This window comes from Meiothermus granaticius NBRC 107808 (genome assembly GCF_003574355.1).
GTDB classification, from domain to species: Bacteria; Deinococcota; Deinococci; order Deinococcales; family Thermaceae; genus Meiothermus; species Meiothermus granaticius.
The window spans coordinates 1-18,512 of the sequence record NZ_QWLB01000031.1 but is presented as its reverse complement, the minus strand read 5'-3'; the positions used below and the strand labels follow the sequence as shown (position 1 = coordinate 18,512).

The 18,512-nt window shown below is 63.8% G+C and carries 16 protein-coding genes; 6 read left to right on the top strand and 10 right to left on the bottom strand.

Features of this window, described 5'->3' with window-relative positions:
• Positions 1-24: 24 nt before the first annotated feature.
• The gene (locus Mgrana_RS11400) at positions 25-462 is read left to right on the top strand and encodes a hypothetical protein (RefSeq protein ID WP_119357737.1); all 438 of its coding nucleotides are present in this window, start codon (positions 25-27) and stop codon (positions 460-462) included.
• On the opposite strand, the gene glpX is transcribed toward Mgrana_RS11400, so the two are convergent.
• Positions 463-1,431 carry a class II fructose-bisphosphatase gene (gene glpX, locus Mgrana_RS11395; protein ID WP_119357736.1) on the bottom strand — a complete coding sequence of 323 codons (969 nt, stop codon included), beginning with the start codon at positions 1,429-1,431 and terminating at the stop codon, positions 463-465. It abuts the gene before it with no gap.
• Between the two features lie 82 nt (positions 1,432-1,513).
• Here glpX and Mgrana_RS11390 point away from each other — a divergent pair, with 82 nt between their 5' ends.
• Positions 1,514-2,149 carry a TMEM175 family protein gene (locus Mgrana_RS11390; protein WP_119357735.1) on the top strand — a complete coding sequence of 212 codons (636 nt, stop codon included), beginning with the start codon at positions 1,514-1,516 and terminating at the stop codon, positions 2,147-2,149.
• On the opposite strand, the gene hisIE is transcribed toward Mgrana_RS11390, so the two are convergent.
• Genes hisIE through Mgrana_RS11375 form a run of 3 tightly spaced genes read right to left on the bottom strand, consistent with a single transcriptional unit; the run spans position 2,146 to position 4,805 of the window.
• Positions 2,146-2,763 carry a bifunctional phosphoribosyl-AMP cyclohydrolase/phosphoribosyl-ATP diphosphatase HisIE gene (gene hisIE / locus Mgrana_RS11385; RefSeq protein WP_119357734.1) on the bottom strand — a complete coding sequence of 206 codons (618 nt, stop codon included), beginning with the start codon at positions 2,761-2,763 and terminating at the stop codon, positions 2,146-2,148. The genes Mgrana_RS11390 and hisIE overlap by 4 nt on opposite strands.
• Positions 2,760-3,527, bottom strand: coding sequence for an imidazole glycerol phosphate synthase subunit HisF (hisF, locus tag Mgrana_RS11380; protein WP_119357733.1), 768 nt, complete (start codon positions 3,525-3,527; stop codon positions 2,760-2,762). The genes hisIE and hisF overlap by 4 nt, the downstream gene beginning before the upstream one ends.
• Before the next feature lie 51 nt (positions 3,528-3,578).
• Positions 3,579-4,805 carry a class I SAM-dependent RNA methyltransferase gene (locus Mgrana_RS11375; protein ID WP_119357732.1) on the bottom strand — a complete coding sequence of 409 codons (1,227 nt, stop codon included), beginning with the start codon at positions 4,803-4,805 and terminating at the stop codon, positions 3,579-3,581.
• Positions 4,806-4,905: 100 nt separating this feature from the next.
• Between Mgrana_RS11375 and Mgrana_RS11370 the strand changes: the two genes are divergently transcribed.
• From Mgrana_RS11370 to Mgrana_RS11355, 4 genes are all read left to right on the top strand, one after another.
• The gene (locus Mgrana_RS11370) at positions 4,906-5,856 is read left to right on the top strand and encodes a TAXI family TRAP transporter solute-binding subunit (RefSeq protein ID WP_119357731.1); all 951 of its coding nucleotides are present in this window, start codon (positions 4,906-4,908) and stop codon (positions 5,854-5,856) included.
• Between the two features lie 170 nt (positions 5,857-6,026).
• Complete coding sequence (locus Mgrana_RS11365) at positions 6,027-6,656, top strand: hypothetical protein (RefSeq protein ID WP_119357730.1); 630 nt, start codon at positions 6,027-6,029, stop codon at positions 6,654-6,656.
• Between the two features lie 10 nt (positions 6,657-6,666).
• Entirely contained in the window at positions 6,667-12,753 is a 6,087-nt protein-coding gene (locus Mgrana_RS11360; RefSeq protein ID WP_119357729.1) for a hypothetical protein, read from the top strand.
• Between the two features lie 145 nt (positions 12,754-12,898).
• Positions 12,899-16,081 carry an alpha-mannosidase gene (locus Mgrana_RS11355; RefSeq protein WP_119357728.1) on the top strand — a complete coding sequence of 1,061 codons (3,183 nt, stop codon included), beginning with the start codon at positions 12,899-12,901 and terminating at the stop codon, positions 16,079-16,081.
• Positions 16,082-16,124: 43 nt separating this feature from the next.
• On the opposite strand, the gene rplA is transcribed toward Mgrana_RS11355, so the two are convergent.
• The 6 genes from rplA to Mgrana_RS11325 form a co-directional block, all read right to left on the bottom strand.
• The gene (gene rplA, locus Mgrana_RS11350; protein WP_119357727.1) at positions 16,125-16,817 is read right to left on the bottom strand and encodes a 50S ribosomal protein L1; all 693 of its coding nucleotides are present in this window, start codon (positions 16,815-16,817) and stop codon (positions 16,125-16,127) included.
• Entirely contained in the window at positions 16,810-17,244 is a 435-nt protein-coding gene (rplK, locus tag Mgrana_RS11345; RefSeq protein WP_119357726.1) for a 50S ribosomal protein L11, read from the bottom strand. The genes rplA and rplK overlap by 8 nt, the downstream gene beginning before the upstream one ends.
• Positions 17,245-17,364: 120 nt before the next feature.
• Positions 17,365-17,922, bottom strand: a complete 558-nt coding sequence (gene nusG, locus Mgrana_RS11340; RefSeq protein ID WP_119357725.1) for a transcription termination/antitermination protein NusG — start codon at positions 17,920-17,922, stop codon at positions 17,365-17,367.
• Between the two features lie 4 nt (positions 17,923-17,926).
• Positions 17,927-18,145, bottom strand: a complete 219-nt coding sequence (gene secE, locus Mgrana_RS11335) for a preprotein translocase subunit SecE (protein ID WP_119357724.1) — start codon at positions 18,143-18,145, stop codon at positions 17,927-17,929.
• Positions 18,146-18,147: 2 nt separating this feature from the next.
• Positions 18,148-18,312: a 50S ribosomal protein L33 gene (gene rpmG / locus Mgrana_RS11330; protein WP_119357723.1), complete on the bottom strand. Its 165-nt coding sequence runs from the start codon at positions 18,310-18,312 to the stop codon at positions 18,148-18,150.
• Between the two features lie 72 nt (positions 18,313-18,384).
• Positions 18,385-18,512: EF-Tu C-terminal domain-related protein (locus tag Mgrana_RS11325; RefSeq protein ID WP_476738584.1), on the bottom strand; the 128-nt coding region annotated here is incomplete at its 5' end.

The window sequence follows — 18,512 nt, the reverse complement described above, 5'->3', positions numbered from 1 at the left end:
GACCCTGATCGCCTGGAGGTTGAGATGAAGAAGTTAGTGATTGTGCTGATGCTCCTGCTAACCCCGGCCTTGGCCCAAAGCCTGCAGGTCAGCTTGGGAAGCCCCTTTGGGATCAACGCCGGAGTGCGCCTCCCACTAATCCCCTTCCTGCTGGATGGGCGGGCCTATGCCGGGCTGAACTTTTTGAGCAGCGGTGGAACGTCCTTTGGCGGGGGGGTAGATGCTTTGGTCAACATCCCCCTGACCGATGTCTACGCCGGGGCAGGGCTTTTCTTTGGTTCAGGGGATGCCCTCTCGCTGATCAATCGCGGCACAGCGGGGGCTCGAGGGGTCATCGGAACCTACCTGAACCTAGGGCTGCCCCTGGTGGGCATTTTTGTGGAGGCCCACCCTATTTTTTATTTTCAGCCCAGCCCAGCGTTTGGGCTGGGGGGTTCTATTGGGGTAAACATCGGGTTCTGATCAGACCCGGATATTGACCCTGGCCCCGCTCTCCATCAGGTGGATGCTGTCCATGAAGCGCACCACCTTGGTGGCATACCCCATCACAATGGAGTGGGTACGGGCACCCCCACCAAAGTAGCGCACCCCCTGCAGGATATCCCCGTCGGTAATGCCGGTGGCCGCGAAAACGATCTGATGGCCATGGGCTAAATCTTGGGTATGGTAGATCCTCTTCTCATCGGCCCCCATGCTGCGCAGGCGCTCGCGCTCCGCTTCCGATTGGGGTAGGAAACGCCCTTGGATGCCTCCCCCCAAGCATTTCAGCGCGGCTGCAGCCAAAACCCCCTCTGGAGCCCCTCCACTGCCCATCAAGGCGTGTACCCCGGTTCCCCGAATGGCCACCGCTACCGCCGCCACCACATCGCCCTCATTGATGAGTTTGACTCGGGCCCCGGCCTTACGGATCTCGTGGATCAGCTTCTCGTGCCGGGGACGGTCCAAGACCACCACCACCAGGTCTTCAACCCGGCGATCCAGGGAATCCGCCACGATTTGCAGGTTGGCCTCGACTGGGAAATCCAGGTTAACCTTCCCCGCCGCCGGAGGCCCTACCACCAGCTTGTCCATGTACATGTCCGGGGCATGGAGCAGCCCCCCCTTCTCGCTCAGGGCAATGACCGTGATCGAGTTGGGCAAGCCCTTGGCGGTGATGTTGGTGCCCTCTACGGGGTCTACAGCGATATCCACCTCAGGCCCGCCGGTTCCCAACTCCTCCCCGATATAGAGCATGGGGGCTTCATCCATCTCCCCTTCGCCAATCACCACCGTACCGCGAATGGGCAACTCGGAGAGCACCTTGCGCATGGCCTCAGTTCCAGCCGCGTCCACCGCTTTTTTGTCGCCCATCCCAGCCAATCGGCTAGCTGCCAGCGCAGCCTGCTCGGTCACCCGAGCCACCTCGAGCACCAACAAACGCTCTATCTCCATGTCTCGAGCTTAGCAGATCAGACCGGCCCAAGCGGTGCCGTAGCCCCTTCCCGAGGGAAAGGGTTAGGATGGGCCCTAGATCATGCCCCAGCCCCCCGACCCCTTTGAATCCAGTGAGGATAAAGCCCGGATTGCGGGCCTGAGCGATGGCATCTTCGCCATTGCCCTGACGCTGTTGGTGCTCGAGCTACGGGTGCCCGAACTGGCCAATGGGCTGAGCCTGGCCCAGGCCCGCAGCGCTTTCGATCAGGAGCTCCTGCACCTCATCCCCAGGCTGATCTTCTTCGCCCTGACCTTTTACGTTGGCAGCCTAACCTGGCTCTCCCACCACCGCATCTTCCGCCACCTCGAGCGCTACGACCGCCGGGTGCTGGGGTTAAATCTGCTGTTTCTGGCCTTTATCAGCCTTCTCCCCTTCTCGACGGGCCTGCTCAGCCACGGCGACCTTCCCGAGGCCTGGTGGATCTACTGCTTCAACATCGTAGCCCTCGAGATCCTGCTGGCTGTGCTTTTTGGATATGCCCTGAGAAAAGGGTTCCTCGAGGCCCAGATTCCAATTCAGGAGCATCGCCGCTATCAGGTGCGGATGCTGGTCACGCCGGTGGTCTTTGCCCTGAGCGCGGCCATCGCCCTGTTCAACCTGAACCTGGCCTACTTCGTCCCGCTGCTCCTGCTGCCCGGGTTCTGGTGGGTGGGGCGAAGCAGCCCCCAAAACTAAGGGCGGTGCCGCTCCCACAGGGCTTTGGCCAGATCCTCTGGGGATAGTTCGCATTCGGCGAGGGTAAACAGCAGGTGAAACAGCAAGTCCGAGGCCTCCCAGCGCAGCTCCTGGGGATCCCTGTTTTTCGCCGCAAGGATCACCTCCCCCGCTTCCTCCCCAATTTTCTTAAGCACCCGGTCCAGCCCAGCCTGGTGTAGCTTGGCCACATAGGACCCCTCAGGGAGCTCGGCCATGCGGGAGCGAATGGTGTGATACACCTTTTCCAGCACCTCGCCCAAGGGAGGGGCGGCCTCCGGGGTGATTGGGTGGTGAAAGCAGGTCTCCGCCCCGGTATGGCAGGCCGGGCCGTTGGGCCTCACCCGGTAGAGCACCGCATCCTGATCGCAATCGAGCCGCACCTCGAGCACCTCCTGGGTGTTTCCAGAGGTGGCCCCCTTAACCCACAGCTCCCCTCTCGAGCGGCTCCAAAAGGTGCTCCTGCGGGTCTGTAGGGTTTGCTCGAGGGCTTCGCGGTTGGCATAGGCCAGGGTTAGAACCTGGCCCGAGGCCGCATCCTGCACGATTACCGGGACCAAACCCCGCTCATCGAAGCGCACCTGATCTAGGTTCATGCCCACTCCTCGAGGCGCACCGGCACCCCTTCTTCCATCAAGTATTCCTTCAGGTCGCGGATTGAAATCTCCCCAAAGTGGAACACGCTCGCCGCCAAGGCGGCATCGGCCAGCCCCTCGGTGAGGACCTGGGCAAAGTGTTCCTTCTGCCCCGCCCCCCCCGAAGCGATCACCGGAACCCCCACAGCCTGGGCCACCGCCGCGGTCAGCTCGAGGTCGTACCCATCCTTGGTGCCGTCTTTGTCCATGCTAGTCAGCAGAATCTCGCCGGCCCCCAGCTCGGCTCCGCGCACCGCCCACCCCACCGCATCAAGGCCGGTGGGGGTACGCCCTCCAGCCACATAGACCTCCCAGCCCCGGCCAGCCCGGCGCGCGTCAATCGCCAAGACCACCGCCTGGTTGCCAAAGTGATCGGCCAGCTCGCGAATTAGTTCCGGATGCTGGACCGCCGCCGAGTTTACCGAGACCTTGTCAGCCCCCGCCCGCAGCAGCGCCCGAGCATCCTCCAGCGAACGAATCCCACCCCCCACGGTAAAGGGGATAAAAACCTGCTCGGCCACCTGGGCGGCGATCTCTAAGAGGATGGGGCGCTCCTCGTGGGTCGCGCCGATGTCCAAAAACACCAGCTCGTCGGCCCCAGCCCGATTGTAGGCTTGGGCCGCTTCCACGGGGTCCCCGGCATCCTTGAGGTTGACGAAGTTGATCCCCTTGACCACGCGCCCAGCATGCACGTCCAGGCAGGGGATGATGCGCTTGGCTAACACAAACCCTATCCTCGTATGTCGCGGGCCAAACGTCAAACCACCGCCGGGGTTCTAGCGCCGGAGCAGGCTGAGCACCTCGACATGGTGGGTAAAGGGGTAGAAATCGTAGGGCCGGGCGAAGACCAACGTATATCCCCCCCGTACCAGCTTTCCCAGATCCCGGGCCCAGGTCGCGGGGTCGCAGGCTATGTAGAGGATCCCCTGGGGGCGATGCTCGAGCAACCCCTGGAGCACCTCCTCGGACAAACCCGCCCGTGGTGGGTCCACCATCACCAGCTCCGCCGGCAGGAATCGGGCGAAAATTCGGGCATCCTCCCGCTTAAAAACGATGTTCTGGGCCCCCAGGCGAGCCGCGTCGGTCTCGCCGCGCCCAACCGCCTCGCGGTTGATCTCAATGGCGAAAATCTGGTGGAAGCGCGAAGCCAGGTGCAAGCTCAGCACCCCACTTCCAGCGTAGAGCTCGAGCGCGCGCTCCCCTACCCCCACGATCTGAGCGGCCTCCTGAAACAGAAGCCCCGCCGCTTTGGGGTTGACCTGGGCAAAGCTCCCCACGCTCACGCTCGAGAGCACTCCACCAAAGTCCTCCAGCAGCCTGGTCTCTCCGGCTAGGGCCCGCATCCTCCCGCGAAAACGCCCCTTGGGGCTGGCCTCGGCCCAGACCACCCCAGCAACCCCCTCCTGGACCAGGGCCTGGGCGGTGCGCTGAAAAAAGCGGGGTTCTCCGCCCACAAACCCAACCTGGGTCCGGTTTTCGTAGAGGCTACCCCGCACCACCACCTCCAGCGCATTGGCCAGGGGCCAGCTCGAGAGCAAGCGAAAGGTCTCCAGCAGCGGCGGCGCGATCAGCGGGTCTTCCGGGATCCGCACCAACTCCTCGCTGCGGGGCTGGCGATAGGCCAGCCCCCCCAGCGGGTGCAGGGCATACTGCGCGGCCGTGCGGTAGTGAAGGGCCTCTGGGGAAGCCTGAATGGGGGCAAGGGCGAACTCGAGCTTACCGATCCGCTCCAGGGCTTCCTGCACCAAACCCTGCTTGAGGGGAAGCTGCTGGGGGTATTCCAAGGGGAGATCCGCCGATGGGGGTAAGTAGGCGGTGTATCGCTGGGGATGGGGCTCGAGCAGGCGTACCACCTGACCCTCGAGGTGGTTCTTGCGCTCCACCACCTCGGCCTCGACCAGCTCCCCAGGCAACCCCCCCCGCACCAGGGCCACTTTTCCCTCCGTGCGGGCCAGTCCCTGCCCCCCTCCAACCCATTTCTCGATGCGTAGCCTCACCCTCATCCGCTTAGAGCCTACCCCACCTGACCCTTCATTGACGATTGGCCCTGGCTCGGCAATAATCAGCCCAGCCCTCAAGCCCGCCCATCAAAGGAGGTAGTGAGTGAAAAAAAGCCTGATCGCACTAAGCGTTTTACTCTTGGGGATTTTTGCCCAGGCCCAGGAGTTCGTGACCATCGGAACCGGCAGCACCACCGGGGTCTATTTCCCCATCGGCACCGGGATCGCCAAGTTGATCAACGATGCCAACATCGGCATCCGGGCCAATGCCCGCAGCACCGGTGGCAGCGTCTTCAACATCAACGCCCTGGGGACCGGCGAGCTTCAGATGGCCCTAGCCCAAAACGACATCGCCTACTACGCCTACAACGGCACCGGCCTTCCAGCCTTTGACGGCAAGCCGGTCAAGAGCCTGCGGGCCATGGCCGCTTTATACCCTGAGGTGGTGCATGTGATCGCCCGGGCCGACTCTGGCATCAACAAGATCGGTGACCTCAAGGGCAAAAAGGTGGTGGTGGGGGATGTGGGCTCCGGCACCGAGGCCAACGCCCGGCAGATCCTCGAGGCCTACAAGTTGAACTTTGACGATCTGGGCCAGACCATCCGGGTCTCGGCCTCGCAGGGGGTGGCGCTGCTGCAAGATGGCAAGGCCGACGCGATGTTCTACACCGTGGGCTTAGGGGCCTCCGCCATCCAGCAAGCCGCCCAGACCATCAAGCTGCGCATCATCCCCGTAGACTTTGCCGAGATCAAGGCCATTGCCCAAAAATATCCCTTCTACACCTCGTTCAACATCCCCGGCGGTACCTATAAGGGCATTGACGTCACCACCCCCACGGTGGCAGTGCTTTCGATCTTGCTGACCTCAGAGAGCCTCAATACCGATACCGTCTACAAAATCATGAAGGCCACCTTCGACAACGAGGCCAACTTCAAGAAAATCCACCCCAACCTCGAGCGCTACTTCAGCCCGCAAAAAGCGGTCAAAAACCTGCCGGTGCCGCTGCATCCCGGTGCAGAGAAGTACTGGAAGGAAAAGGGCCTGATCAAGTAGCACCCCCTAGCCCCCAGCCCCCCGTTCGCCCATCCCAGAATCAGGGCAGCGAACGGGGGGTTTTCTGTGAGCTGCTGGGGGTTTCCACGCGTAACGCATTTGTAACGCCCGGTTTGTTAACCTAACCCCCATCTCCAAACGGCTCGAGGCGCATGGCAAGGGGGTGATGTATGGCTATTCCTGCGGATAATTGGAATTTCCAAAAGGGGGATTTGAGCGGCTACACCCACCAGGGGCGGGTGGGGGTGGCCCAGGAGCTTCGGGGGTTGGTGAACCGCAAATACCTTCCCTTCTCGAGCCCATACATGGCCTACATTGACGACCCTTGGAGCGCCGACAGCACCGACGGAACCCGCACCCAAAGCAGGCATCTGGCCCCGGCCTGGGATGGGGGTGGCCTACAGATTCCCAATCGGGATGGCACCCTTACCTTTGCTGGTGACGGGGCCTATCTGGAATGCCCCCAGGTGGTGGCTCAAAGGGGTCAGCAGCTCTGCTTCTGGTATGTGTTTATCGGCTGTGACTCGCTGGACTGCAACGACTTTGCCCTGCTCGAGCTGCGTCCCCCAGGGGCTGCCCCGGAACGGGTTCTGATCTGCGACATCCAGATGCTGGAGCGCCTTAACCCCGGTAAGCCCACCCAGAGCCGGGAGTGGGTGCAGTTCGTCTACCCCTTTGCCCAAGACTTCAGTGGGGACGTTCGCTGGGTGGTGTGCAACGGTAAGGTTGGTCTGCCGGGCAGCGCTGAGGCCCTGGCCTGGCCCTCGAGCCTACTTCTGGACAACATCCAGCTTCTCTAGGAGGTGCGGTGTGTGGCGCTTGTTTGGAGCCCTGCTGGTGGTGTTGGGATTTGGTCTTGCCCAGCCCCGGGTCGTGCGGGTGGAGGTGGTGGCCCTGGAGGAGCCCCTCTTCTACAACCGCTTTGGCTCAGTGAACCCCTACGGCATGATCTACGCGCTTAAGCACCAGGTTGAGCGCATTCCAGGGGGGAAGAGCGAGCGGGTACCGGGGCTGATGTGCCCAGGTTACGCCCGGCTCAAGCCCGGGGTGCGGCCCCGCCCGCTGGCAATCCGAGCCAATCAGGGGGACATCCTCGAGATCACCCTGGAAAACTGGTTGAGCCCGACCCCGCCCGACCTCAGCCGCTGCCGCCCGATTCCTGGCAAGCCCAGCCCCTACAGCAACCTGCTCAGGGAGCCCACCCGTGGGGAGCAAAGCGCCAACTGGCCCCGCACCCGGCTGGTTAACCTGATGATTCCGGGCTTGCAAAGCGTCAACGAGCGGGGGGAACCGAGCGGTCTCGAGCCACGCTGTACCGGCCTGGCGGCCCTTCCGCCAGGAGGGCGGGTGACCTGCTACTGGCGGATTCCCCTGCCCCAGCCCGACCCTACCCATCTGGGCTCGGCCTATCTGGCGGCTGGGGCCAAGCTGCCCACCCACCTCTTTTTCAGCCAAGCCGCCCCTGCAGGGGGCGAGGGAGATGGGGGCAGCCTGGTGCATGGGCTTTTCGGCACCGTGAATGTGGAGCCTCAGCACAGCGCCTGGTACCGCAGCCAAGTTACCGCCGGGGATCTAGACCAGGCCTGGAGACCCGCCCCCAACCCTCTGGATGGCGGGCCGGCCCTACGCCCAAAAGCGCTGAACTACGAGGCCCTGCACCCCGCTCCCGACCCCCGCCGGGGCATCCGAGCCGGCGACCCTGTGTTGCGCCTGACCCGCCCCGGGAGCTGTAGCTACCGGGGGGCCAGCCGGGAATGCCTCGAGCTGGTCTACGGCGATGTCACCGCAGTGATCTGGGAAGGGCGGCTGGCCCGGACCGCGGCTGAGCAGCAGTCGGTAGCGGCACGCCTCAAGGGAAACCCCCCCGCCTTCCGCGAGTTCACCGCGGTCTTCCACGATGAGCTCAAGACCTTCTACGCCGATGCTTTCACTGAGTTGGCGCGCTTTCCTCAACTGGCCGGGGTGCGCGACGGCTTCGCCATCAACTATGGCGCGAGCGGGATGGGCAGCATCCTGATCGCCAACCGCAAAGGGATTGGGCCTTCAGCCCGGTGCGTGGACTGTTTCTACGAGGAGTTCTTCCTGCAAAGCTGGGCCAATGGCGACCCGGCCCTCCTAGAGCAGTACCCAGAGGATCCAGCCAACGTCTATCACAGCTACCTCAACGACCGGGTGGAGTTTCGCAACCTGCACGCCGGGCCCAAAGAGACCCACGTCTTCCACCTGCACGCCCACCAGTGGCTCTCCACCGGCAACGAGAACGTGGGCACCTACCTCGACTCTCAGACCATCGCCCCCCTACAAGGGTTCAGCTACGGCATCTACCACGGGGGTCTGAAGGGCTGGGGCCAGACCGATCATCACCAGGCGCAGGGCTCAGGCAACCGCAACCGCACCCCCGGCGATTCCATCTTCCACTGCCACCTTTACCCCCACTTCGCCCAGGGGATGTGGTCGCTGTGGCGGGTGCACGACGTGCTCGAGGATGGAAGTCGTACCCTGCCGGACGGCCAATCCCGACCCGGCCTTTCGCTGGCCCCCCTGGGCGGCTCAGCCCGGCCCGGTACCGATCCCTACACCGGGCAACGAGGGCCCGGGACCCCCATCCCCGCCCTGGTACCCTTGCCCGAGCAGGCCCTGCCCCCCCTGCCCACCTACGGCCCCGAGGGCTTCCCAGGCTATCCCTTCTACATCCCTGGCCGGGCCGGTCACCGGGCTCCCCAGCCGCCCCTGGACTTCAGGTACGAGGATGGGGGCTTCAGCGATGCCGGGCTACCCCGCCACCTGGTATTGGGCGGTGAGCGCGGTCTGGCGGGCCTGAGCGCGGAGCAGGTGAAGTCCCTCCACCGCACCGACCCCGTAAAGCGGGGAACGGCGGCCCTGGCGCGGGCCCTGGCCCTGGCCGATATGTCGGCGGAGCTCGAGACCGCCCGTATTCAACTGCTGGACAACCTGGGGGAGCCCCTCGAGCGCCGGGCTATGCTCTTTCACGCCGGCGGACGGCTCGCGGGAAGCCCACTGGAGGGGGCCCCCATCCGGCTCACCCTGCAAGCGGCGGATGGCCGCGTGCTCCGGCAGGTGAATGGCCAACCCCGCTCAGGCTGGAGCGCCGGCTATGCCATGCCCCAGGCCAACACGCCGGAGCAGTCCCTGTTCAGCGTGAACGGGGCTCCGCCCAAACCGGGGGCCCCCTTCGCCGACCCCTGCGGGGCCCCTGGCAGCGACGAAGCCAACCCGGTGATCTACCGGCCTGAGGATGGACTCAAGGCCCTCAAAACCATAGATCCCTGGGCGCGCAAGGACTACTTCGCCGATCCAGCGCTCAGGGGCTTCCGGCAGTACCAGGTCTCGGTGGTGCAGCTCGAGCTGGTGGTGAACAAGGCTGGCTGGCACGACCCCCAGGCCCGCATCAATGTGCTCTCGGACTACGCCGAGGCGGTGGAGGGCAAGCGCCGGGCCGATCAGGAGCCGTTCTTCTTCCGCGCCGAGTCGGGGGAATGTGTGAGCTTTTTCCACACCAACCGCGTCCCCAAGGAACTGCATCGCGACGACTTCCAGGTCAAAACCCCAACCGACACCATTGGGCAGCACATTCATTTGGTGAAGTTTGACGTCCTGGCCTCGGATGGCTCGGCCAACGGCTTCAACTACGAAGATGGCACCTTCGCTCCAGAGGCCGTCCATGAGCGCAAATGCGCGGCCAACCGAACCGGCGGGGCCTGGGTAGGCCATACCCGGCGGACGCTGCCTTTGGATGCCCCTTGCCGGGGCGATCCTGGGGCCATCCAAAAAACCCTATGGAAGAAGAAGGCCTTCCAAACCACAGTGCAGCGCTGGTTCGCCGATCCCCTGATCACCCAGGGGCGCATGCCTTACCTGGCGGATCCAAACCCCCATCAACAGCACCAACCCCAAGCCAAAGACCGCACCCTGCGCACGGTGTTCACCCACGACCACTTCGCCCCCTCGTCCATCCAACAGCACGGGTTTTACTCGGCCTTGCTGGTCGAGCCCGCTGGGACGCAGTGGCAGGCCTCAGACCGGGGCCAGAACCGTGAGCACGTGGAGAAGGCAGCCCGCAACATGCAGGCCTTCCACCTCGACCCCACGCGGCTGCCCAGCCTGGGTCGCGAACCCCTGCCACTGACCGAGCCCATCCCGCTGCAAAAAGCCCCCCTCCAGGAACAGCCCATCGGCTCGAGAGCCCTCATCACCGGAGCCCTGGACGACCAAACCCACCCCGACCATCGTGAGTTCGCCTTGGCCGTGGCCGATTTCGCCCTGCTCTACGACTACAGCGCCAACCCTAGGCCCCAGCAGGGACTGCACCGCCTGCTCTGCGAGGCCGAGCCCCGCTTCAGTCTGGGCTGCCGCCAAGCCTACCCCGAGCTGGCCCGTACCCCTAGGGGGGAGTTACCCGGCCAAACCCTGAACCGCCCCTTCGACCGGGCCTTGGTCCAGACCCTGGAGCGGGAGGCCCAGGCCCTCTGGCAGAAACACGGAGCCCCTGTAGCCCCGCCCGAAAAACCTGAGGCCATCTCCACCGACCACCACGATCCCTATCTGATCAACTATCGGCACGAGCCCCTGGCCCTGCGCTTAGGCCATGTTCGGCCCGGCCAGTCCGCCAAGGCCGCCTTCGAACCCGAGCTGACCCGCTGTGGGGCCGCTTTGGGCCCGGAAAACCTGCGCCAGGAGCGAAGCTGGCGGCACCTGCGGGCGGGGCGTTTTGGGGATCCGGCCTTTGTCTTCAGCACCCCTTTCCACGGAGACCCCTGTACCCCGCTGCTCGAGGCTTACGAGGGGGAACAGGTACAGATCCGGCTCATCCAGGGGGCCCAGGAGGTGCAGCATATGTTCGCCCTCGAGGGCCTGCACTGGAAACGGGTGGTGGACTTGGATCTGCGCGGTGAGCTGGCCGAGCCCCCCCCTGGCAGCCCGGCAGACGCAGCCTATCTGGAGCGCTGGCGGCGCTACCTGGGCTGGTTGGCCAGCCGCGATAACCCCGAAGGCCGCATTGCCGCACAGGAGATCGGCATCTCCGAGCATTTCGAGATGCAGCTTCCAGCCTTCTCTAACGTGGATGCTGGGCTCGGCGCGCTGGACTACCTCTACCACTTTGGCACCCTGGATGCCCTATGGAACGGGGCCTGGGGCTTGTTGCGCACCTACAATGGCACCACGGCCCTCGACCCCAGCCGGTGCGCCAACTTCGGCCCGGAGGAACTCCTGACCTGGCGGCAGGTGCTCTTCAAACCTGCGCTGGCCGCGCTCTGCCGCGATACCGAAGGGGGGCGCCCTACCATCGGCCAGAGGCTAATCCCCCTACCCCGCAACCCCCAGGGCCGCCTGCAGCTCACCAATGGGGGTCGGTTTGGCCTGCTGAACCCGGAGGGGCTCCCCTGCACCGAAAGCACCCCGTTCGGCGCGGTGGCGGTGCGGGTAGAGCGCTTACAGCGCTTGCTGAACAAGCCCGGGCTGAACCTCTACGACCGGGCCAGCGGCCTGCTCGACCCCGATGCGTTGGTGATGCTGCCGCTGCACCCGGCCCAGTATGCCAAGCTGCGCAGCGATCCCAGCTGGCCCACCCTCGAGGCCGCCCTGCGGGAACAGTACGCCAACCTTGAACGGCTCGAGCCCTTCGTGCTCAGGGTGAACGCCGGCGAGTGTGCGGCTCTGGAGGTCTATAACGCCCTCTTAGGTCCTGGCGACGAGGCCTTCCGATTGCCGGAGCAGTCCGGCCTCCCCAGCCGCAGCGATTCCCGGCCCCAAGCCTTTAACCAGCAGCGCCCGAGCTTCCTGCCCGACCGGGTTGGCGACGCTGAATTACCCCGGATCGTTCCGCTGAACGTCCCCGGCAATCATCTCAACCCCCTAAACCTCCGGCCCTCGAGCGAGATTGCCTTCAGTATCCCCGTGGTCTACACCCGCCCCGGCAGCCATATGGTGGGGGTTAATACCCGCAGGTGGGTAGACAATGCCTGGCCCCGAGGAGCCAACTCCAACGTTTTGGGCAGCTTCCGCCTGGAGTTCTACGCGGGGTTGCTCGAGCAAGGCCGAGGCCTGCGGGATACCAACGGCCAGCCCATCTGTGGCCCTGAGGAGACCTGCCTGCGAGCAGTACCCTATGCCTTCGGAGCCCTACCCATCAAGCCCTTAGGGGATGTGTTGGGCCATGGGGTGCATGGTCTGTTGGGGATGGTGGTCGTCGAGCCGCAGCAGGCCATCGTCCTGAACCCCCAGAATCGCAGGGTTCCCCTGGCCGAGCGCCATCTACAAGGCCTCTCCGCCCAGGTGCTGTACCCCGGCCCCGGGGGCTGGCGCAGCTTCCGTGAGTTGGCGCTGGTCTACCAAGACGGTCTGAACCTGCATCAGGCCCGGCCGGATGGCCGCACCACTCCACTCCCCGACTGCCGTGTCTGCGACGACTCCTACGATTTGGGCGAGAAGGGCCTCAACTACCGCAGCGCTCCCCTTTGGGCCCGGCTCAACCCCAGCCTAGGACCCCTGACCGACCTCAACACGCAAAGCCTGCCCCCTGGATTCTTCCGTCCGGCCTATAAACCCTTGCCCACCTCCACCTTTGTGGCCAACCCTGGGGAGCAGCTTGTCCTGCGGGTGGTTCAGCCGGTGGGACGGGCGCGCCAGCGGACCCTGGTGCTTTCTGGCTATGGCTATGAGGACATGCTGCCCGAGTTCGGCTCGCCCCACTCCGCCCTGGTCTCGGTGGGCAAAGGGCTGAGCGCCTGGCTACAAGAACCCGCCTACTCCGGCTGCTTCCTCTACCGCGATGGCCCTACCCTGATGCTCTCGAGCGGGGTCTGGGGTCTGTTGGTGGTGCGCAATCCCGACGGAAGCCTGCCCTGGTGCGCTCAATCTCGGCCACAAAACCCGTAATAGTCGGTACCCCTCGAGCGGAAATCCATTGGGGTTGGGCCGTCCCACACCCGGTAGGATGATTGCACCGACCAGGGCCTCTGTGCCTTCAGAGGTTGCTCCGCTCACCTCGCGGCAGGTTTCCTGGGCTAGGGGGTCATCACTGATGGATACCGACAAACCAACCGAACAAACGCTACGCCGTCTCGAGCACCGCCTGATCGAACTCTCAGCCTGGCGCAATCGCTTCGGCCTGCCGCTCGAGGGGCGTTTTCAGGCCGCAGGCTCAAAGCCGGGGGTTTTGGTTCGAGAGGGTGACCCGTGGCCTGGGAGAAGCCTTCCCGTCCAGATTAAGTTCCGGGCCCAGGTGCCTAAGGCCTGGGCTGGACTGCCGGTATCGGTGCGGTTATGGCTGGGCGGCGAGGCCAAGCTGAGCGCGAACGGAAAGCTGATCGGTGGGCTCAACCCCTATCACAAAGAATACCCATTGCTGGAAAAAGCCCGCGGCAACGAAACGTTCGAGCTCGAGCTCGAGGCCGTTCCCAAGGGACTCTTCGGCACCCCCAACCTCTCCCCCAGGATCGAAGAAGCCCGCCTGGTGGTGCCGGATTTGCCGGTGAGGGCCTTCCACGAAGACCTGGCTGCCGCCCTCGATGCCGCCAAGTATTTGGCCACCCACAGCCGACCTGAGATCGCAGCCCTTATCGCCGAGGCGATCGAGGCGGCCCTGGTAGGCCTCGAGCTGCCCCGGAGCCCCACCGCAAACTATCTAGCCCGCATCGTTCAGGCCCCCGAGGCCGCCGCGGTCCAGGCCAGCATCTGGGACGAGTGGCGGTTCGAGGCCGAGCCGGTGCAGTTGCCTGAGGCAGTCAGGATCGGCCTTCCCGCCCGGAGGCAGGCCCTTAGGGCTGCGCTCGAGGCCCTCAAGTCCCGCTACCCTGCCGAGGGCCAGCTCTGGCTCACCGGCCACGCCCACATTGACCTGGCTTGGCTCTGGCCCTTTAGCGAGACCCGGCGCAAGGTGCAGCGCACCTTCGGCACCATGCTCACCCTGATGGAACGCTACCCCTGGTTCCACTTCAACCAATCCAGCGCTCAGGCTTATGCCTTTGTCGAGGAGGATGACCCCGAGCTCTTCCAGCGCATCCAAGCCCGGGTCAAGGAGGGCCGCTGGGACGTGGTGGGCGGAATGTGGGTCGAGCCCGATGGCAACCTGCTCTCGGGTGAATCCTGGGCACGGCAGCTTCTATACGGGCAGCGCTATTTCCAGCAGCGGTTTGGCCGGCGGGCCAAGGTCTGTTGGCTTCCCGATACCTTCGGCTACACCGCCAATCTGCCACAAATGCTGCAGCAGGGCGGCATCCCCTACTTCTTCACCACCAAGCTTAACTGGAACGAGACCAACCCCTTTCCCTACGACCTCTACCAATGGGAGGGGTTGGATGGCAGCCGGGTGATCGCCCACAGCTTTTTGAACCCCAATCAGGGCTACAACGGCAACGTGCTGGCCTATGACCTAGGGGAGACCTGGCGCAACTTCAAGGGCAAGCGCTACCATGACACCTCGCTTTTTTCCATCGGCTGGGGCGATGGAGGGGGCGGCCCCACCTTTGAGATGCTCGAGCGGTTCGAGCGGCTCCAGGATTTCCCCGGCCTGCCGCGCCTCGAGATGGGCCGGGTGGAGGCGTTCTATCAGCAGGTCGAACAGCGGGTTCAGACCGCGGATCTGCCCGTTTGGGTGGGCGAGCAATACCTCGAGCTTCACCGCGGCACCTACACCACCCAGAGTCAGACCAAATGGCTGCACCGCCGACTGGAGCACACGCTGGTAGAGGCGGAAGCCGCTTCCACCCTGGCCCATATCCTGCAGGGAGCCGCTTATCCCCAAGCCGAGCTATATGCCGCCTGGACCACCCTTCTCAAGCACCATTTCCACGATGTGTTGCCCGGCAGCAGCGTGCACCAGGTGTATCAAGAGGCGGTGCGCGACCTAGGGGCCACCCTCGAGGCCGCCCAGGCCCTGCGGCACACCGCCCTCGAGCGCCTGAGCACCTCGGTGGGGGTGGAGGGCCCGACCAAGGCCAAGGTGGTGGTTTGGAATCTCACCCTGGAAGATCGCCCCCTGCGGCTGCGGCTGCCCCGCCCGGCCAAAGGAGCCTTTCGGCTGCTGGCCCCAGGAGGGGTCGAGGTGGCGTATCAAGAGCAGGACGGGGAGATCCTGCTGGCCTCAGAGGACCTTCAGGTTCCTGGGCTGGGCTATCTGGCGCTGGCGGTGGTGGCCGGTACCCCGGCCAAAGTCCCCAGTGACCTCGAAGCCAGCAGCCGCACCCTTGAGAATCGCTACCTGAGGGTCCGGGTTGGGGCCGATGGAACCCTCGAGTCGGTCTATGACAAAGCGGCTGGACGAGAGGTGTTGGCTGGGCCAGGTAACCAGCTCTGGGCCTATACCGATATCCCCCGGGAGTGGGATGCCTGGGAAGTGGACGCGGCTTACGCCAAGGACGGCCAGGAGCTAAAGGCGACCCAGCCGCCCCGCTTGGTGCGCAAGGGCTTGCTCGAGGCCAGCATCGCAGTCGAGCGCGGGATGGAGGGGGTGCGGGTCACCCAGGAGTACCGGCTTCGGGCTGGCTCGAGGCGGTTGGAGGTGCACACCCACCTGCGTTGGGAAAGGCGGCGCACCCTGTTGCGGGCCTACTTTCCCCTGGCCCTGCGTGCTCATGAAGCTTGGTTCGAAACCGCCTACGGCGCCGTAGCCCGCCCCACCCATACCAACACCTCCTGGGATGCCGCTCGCTTCGAGGTCAGCGCGCATCGCTGGGCCTCCCTGGACGAGGCCGGGTACGGGGTGAGCCTCCTCAACGACGGTAAATATGGCCACAGCGCTCGAGGCCATACCCTGGGCCTGACCCTCCTGCGCTCCCCGGTCTATCCCGACCCCTATGCCGAGGAGGGGGAGCATCATTTCACCTACGCCCTCTTCCCGCACATAGGGGACTGGCGAGGGGAAACCCTGCTCGAGGCCCAAGATCTCAACGCTCCCCTCCAGGCCCTAACCCTTCCCGCCCAGGGCGGCGACTGGCCGGCTCGCCGCAAGCTCCTCCGGGTGGACCCCCCCGGCCTGCGCCTCTCTGCGCTCAAAAAGCAGGAGGAGGGGCGTGGGGTGGTGCTGCGGGTTTACGAAGCCTTAGGGGGGCGCGGTTCAGCCCAGCTATTCGCTGAATGGGAAGTCCAAGCCGCCCATACGGTTAACTTCCTCGAGGAGCGGCAGGGGAGCTTGAAGCCCAAGGGGGGGCAGGCAGTGTTCACCTACACTCCCTATCAGGTGGTTTCGCTCGAGCTCAAACAATAAACCCAACCCCGCTCGGTACCGAGCGGGGTTAAGGTCATCCCCTTTACTGTGCGGCCAGGCTCACCTTGATGCTGGGCCCCATGGTGGTGGTGAGGTACACCGAACGCAGATAGCTTCCCTTGGCCCCGTCGGGCTTGGCCCCCTCCACAGCCCGCACAAACGCCCTCACATTCTCGGCAATCTTGCCCGGTTCGAAGCTGGTTTTCCCCACCGGCCCATGAACCACCCCGGTTTTATCATTGCGGAACTCAATTCGCCCGGCTTTGATCTCCCGCACCATCTCGCCAATATTGAAGCCCACCGTTCCGGCTTTAGGGTTGGGCAACAGGCCCCTGGGACCCAGCACCCGACCCAGCTTAGAACCCACCGCGCCCATCACATCCGGAGTAGCCACTACCGCGTCGTAGTCGCTGCGCCCATCCAGAATCTCCTGAATGATCTCCTCCCCAGCTGCGATATCGGCCCCGGCATCCCTGGCCTCCGCAATTTTGTCGCCTTTAGCAATGGCCAGCACCCGCACGCTGCGACCGGTTCCGTGAGGCAGGGCCACGGTTGAGCGCACATTCTGATCAGACTTTTTGGCGTCAATCCCCAGCTTGATGTGAATCTCCACCGTTTCGTCAAAGCGGGCCGACTTGATCTGAGGAATTAGGGCCGCGGCTTCCTCAATGGTGTATACCTTGTTCAAATCCACCTTCTCCAAGAGTGCACGATAGCGTTTTCCATGCTTAGGCATTGGGCACCCCCGTCACCTCTACACCCATTGAACGAGCCGAGCCAGCGATCATGTGAGCCGCAGCCACCTCGTCGTTGGCGTTCATATCCGGTAGCTTCTGCCGAGCAATCGCCAAGCACTGCTCCCAGGTGAGTTTGCCGCTTTTCTCCCGACCCGCCTTGCCCGAGCCCTTTTCGATGCCCGCGGCCTTTCGGATGAGGTATGAAGCGGGGGGGGTTTTGGTGATGAAGGTAAAGCTGCGATCAGAGTAAATCGTGATCTCTACCGGAACAATCGCATCCCCCATGCTGGCCGAAGCCGCGTTGAAGGCCTTCACGAACTCCATGATGTTGGCCCCATGCTGCCCAAGGGCCGGGCCGACTGGCGGCGCCGGGGTGGCCTTGGCGGCTGGAAGCTGCAGTTTTACGATAGCAGCAACTTTTTTCATTTTCTTTCTCCCTTTTCTATCTGCCTTTTCTGGCAGCAGGCTCCCACGAACTTCGTGGTTTTATCGCCCCACATTGCTGATAACCGATCGCCGTGAGGGGGCCATCGGTTATTTACAGCCTTAAGCCCGTACTACTTGGGAAAACTCCAGTTCAACTGGGGTTTCGCGGCCAAAGATCGAGACCAACACCTTGACCTTCTGCCGTTCCAGGTTGACCTCTCCTACCACTCCGGTGAAGTCGGCGAAGGGTCCCGAAGCCACCCGTACCACATCACCTTCTTTAAAGGTGACCTGCGGCTTGGGCGCTTCCTTCTTACCCACAAGGCCAGAGATCTCCAGCAGATGCTGCACCTCATCTGGGGTGAGCGGAACTGGACGGGTGGCTGTCCCCACAAACCCGGTGACCCCAGGGGTGTTGCGCACCACCTCCCAAGCCTCGTTGACCTCAGCCAGGTCGTCACCCAGATCCACAAGCACATAGATGTAGCCAGGGTAGAGCTTGCGGCGCACCACGTCCTTCTTACCCCCCTCGCGGTGCTCCACCACTTCCTCGGTCGGGATCAGGACCTGGTAGATTTTATCCCCCATGCCCAACGCCTTAACGCGCTGCTCGAGGTTGCTCTTGACCTTATCCTCGTAGCCCACGTAAGTGTGGACAGCGTACCATTCGATGCTCATATGGTTATCGGTTAATTGCAGTGGTCAGGAGGCGGAATACCGTGTCGATCAGACCCAGCGCCACCATCGCCACCACCGCAAAAATCAGGACGACCTGGGTCGAACCGATGATCTCCTCTCGAGTAGGCCAAGTTACGCGGGAGAGCTCCGCTCGAGCCTCACGAAAATAGTTAACGATGCGCTGGAGGAGGTTGCGCCGGGGGGCAGCTTCACGCTCGGCCATACCTAAACCTTGACTTCCCGGTGAACCGTGTACTTGTTGTCCCAGGGGCAGTATTTGCGCAGCTCGAGTTTGGCCGTGGTGTTGCGCTTGTTTTTCTCTGTGGCGTAGTTGCGGCGCTTACACTCGGTGCACTCCAAAAGCAGCTTGATTCGTACGTCGCTTGCCATATCTCACCCTCTTCAACCTTCGGCCCAACCCGCCGCACAGCGACTGGGCCAACAAGGCTTAAGTGTACCACACTACTCGATGATTTTTGCGACGACGCCTGCGCCGACGGTACGCCCACCCTCACGGATGGCAAACCGCAATCCCTCCTCCATCGCAATGGGCTTGATCAGCTCCACCGTGAAGGTGATATTGTCCCCCG

Excerpts from the sequence above, each read along its gene's own strand:
- Mgrana_RS11400 (WP_119357737.1), top strand. The coding sequence starts at position 25 with ATGAAGAAGTTAGTGATTGTGCTGATGCTCCTGCTAACCCCGGCCTTG.
- glpX (WP_119357736.1), bottom strand. The coding sequence starts at position 1,431 with ATGGAGATAGAGCGTTTGTTGGTGCTCGAGGTGGCTCGGGTGACCGAG.
- Mgrana_RS11390 (WP_119357735.1), top strand. The coding sequence starts at position 1,514 with ATGCCCCAGCCCCCCGACCCCTTTGAATCCAGTGAGGATAAAGCCCGG.
- hisIE (WP_119357734.1), bottom strand. The coding sequence starts at position 2,763 with ATGAACCTAGATCAGGTGCGCTTCGATGAGCGGGGTTTGGTCCCGGTA.
- Mgrana_RS11375 (WP_119357732.1), bottom strand. The coding sequence starts at position 4,805 with ATGAGGGTGAGGCTACGCATCGAGAAATGGGTTGGAGGGGGGCAGGGA.
- Mgrana_RS11365 (WP_119357730.1), top strand. The coding sequence starts at position 6,027 with ATGGCTATTCCTGCGGATAATTGGAATTTCCAAAAGGGGGATTTGAGC.
- Mgrana_RS11355 (WP_119357728.1), top strand. The coding sequence starts at position 12,899 with ATGGATACCGACAAACCAACCGAACAAACGCTACGCCGTCTCGAGCAC.
- rplA (WP_119357727.1), bottom strand. The coding sequence starts at position 16,817 with ATGCCTAAGCATGGAAAACGCTATCGTGCACTCTTGGAGAAGGTGGAT.
- rplK (WP_119357726.1), bottom strand. The coding sequence starts at position 17,244 with ATGAAAAAAGTTGCTGCTATCGTAAAACTGCAGCTTCCAGCCGCCAAG.
- nusG (WP_119357725.1), bottom strand. The coding sequence starts at position 17,922 with ATGAGCATCGAATGGTACGCTGTCCACACTTACGTGGGCTACGAGGAT.
- secE (WP_119357724.1), bottom strand. The coding sequence starts at position 18,145 with ATGGCCGAGCGTGAAGCTGCCCCCCGGCGCAACCTCCTCCAGCGCATC.
- rpmG (WP_119357723.1), bottom strand. The coding sequence starts at position 18,312 with ATGGCAAGCGACGTACGAATCAAGCTGCTTTTGGAGTGCACCGAGTGT.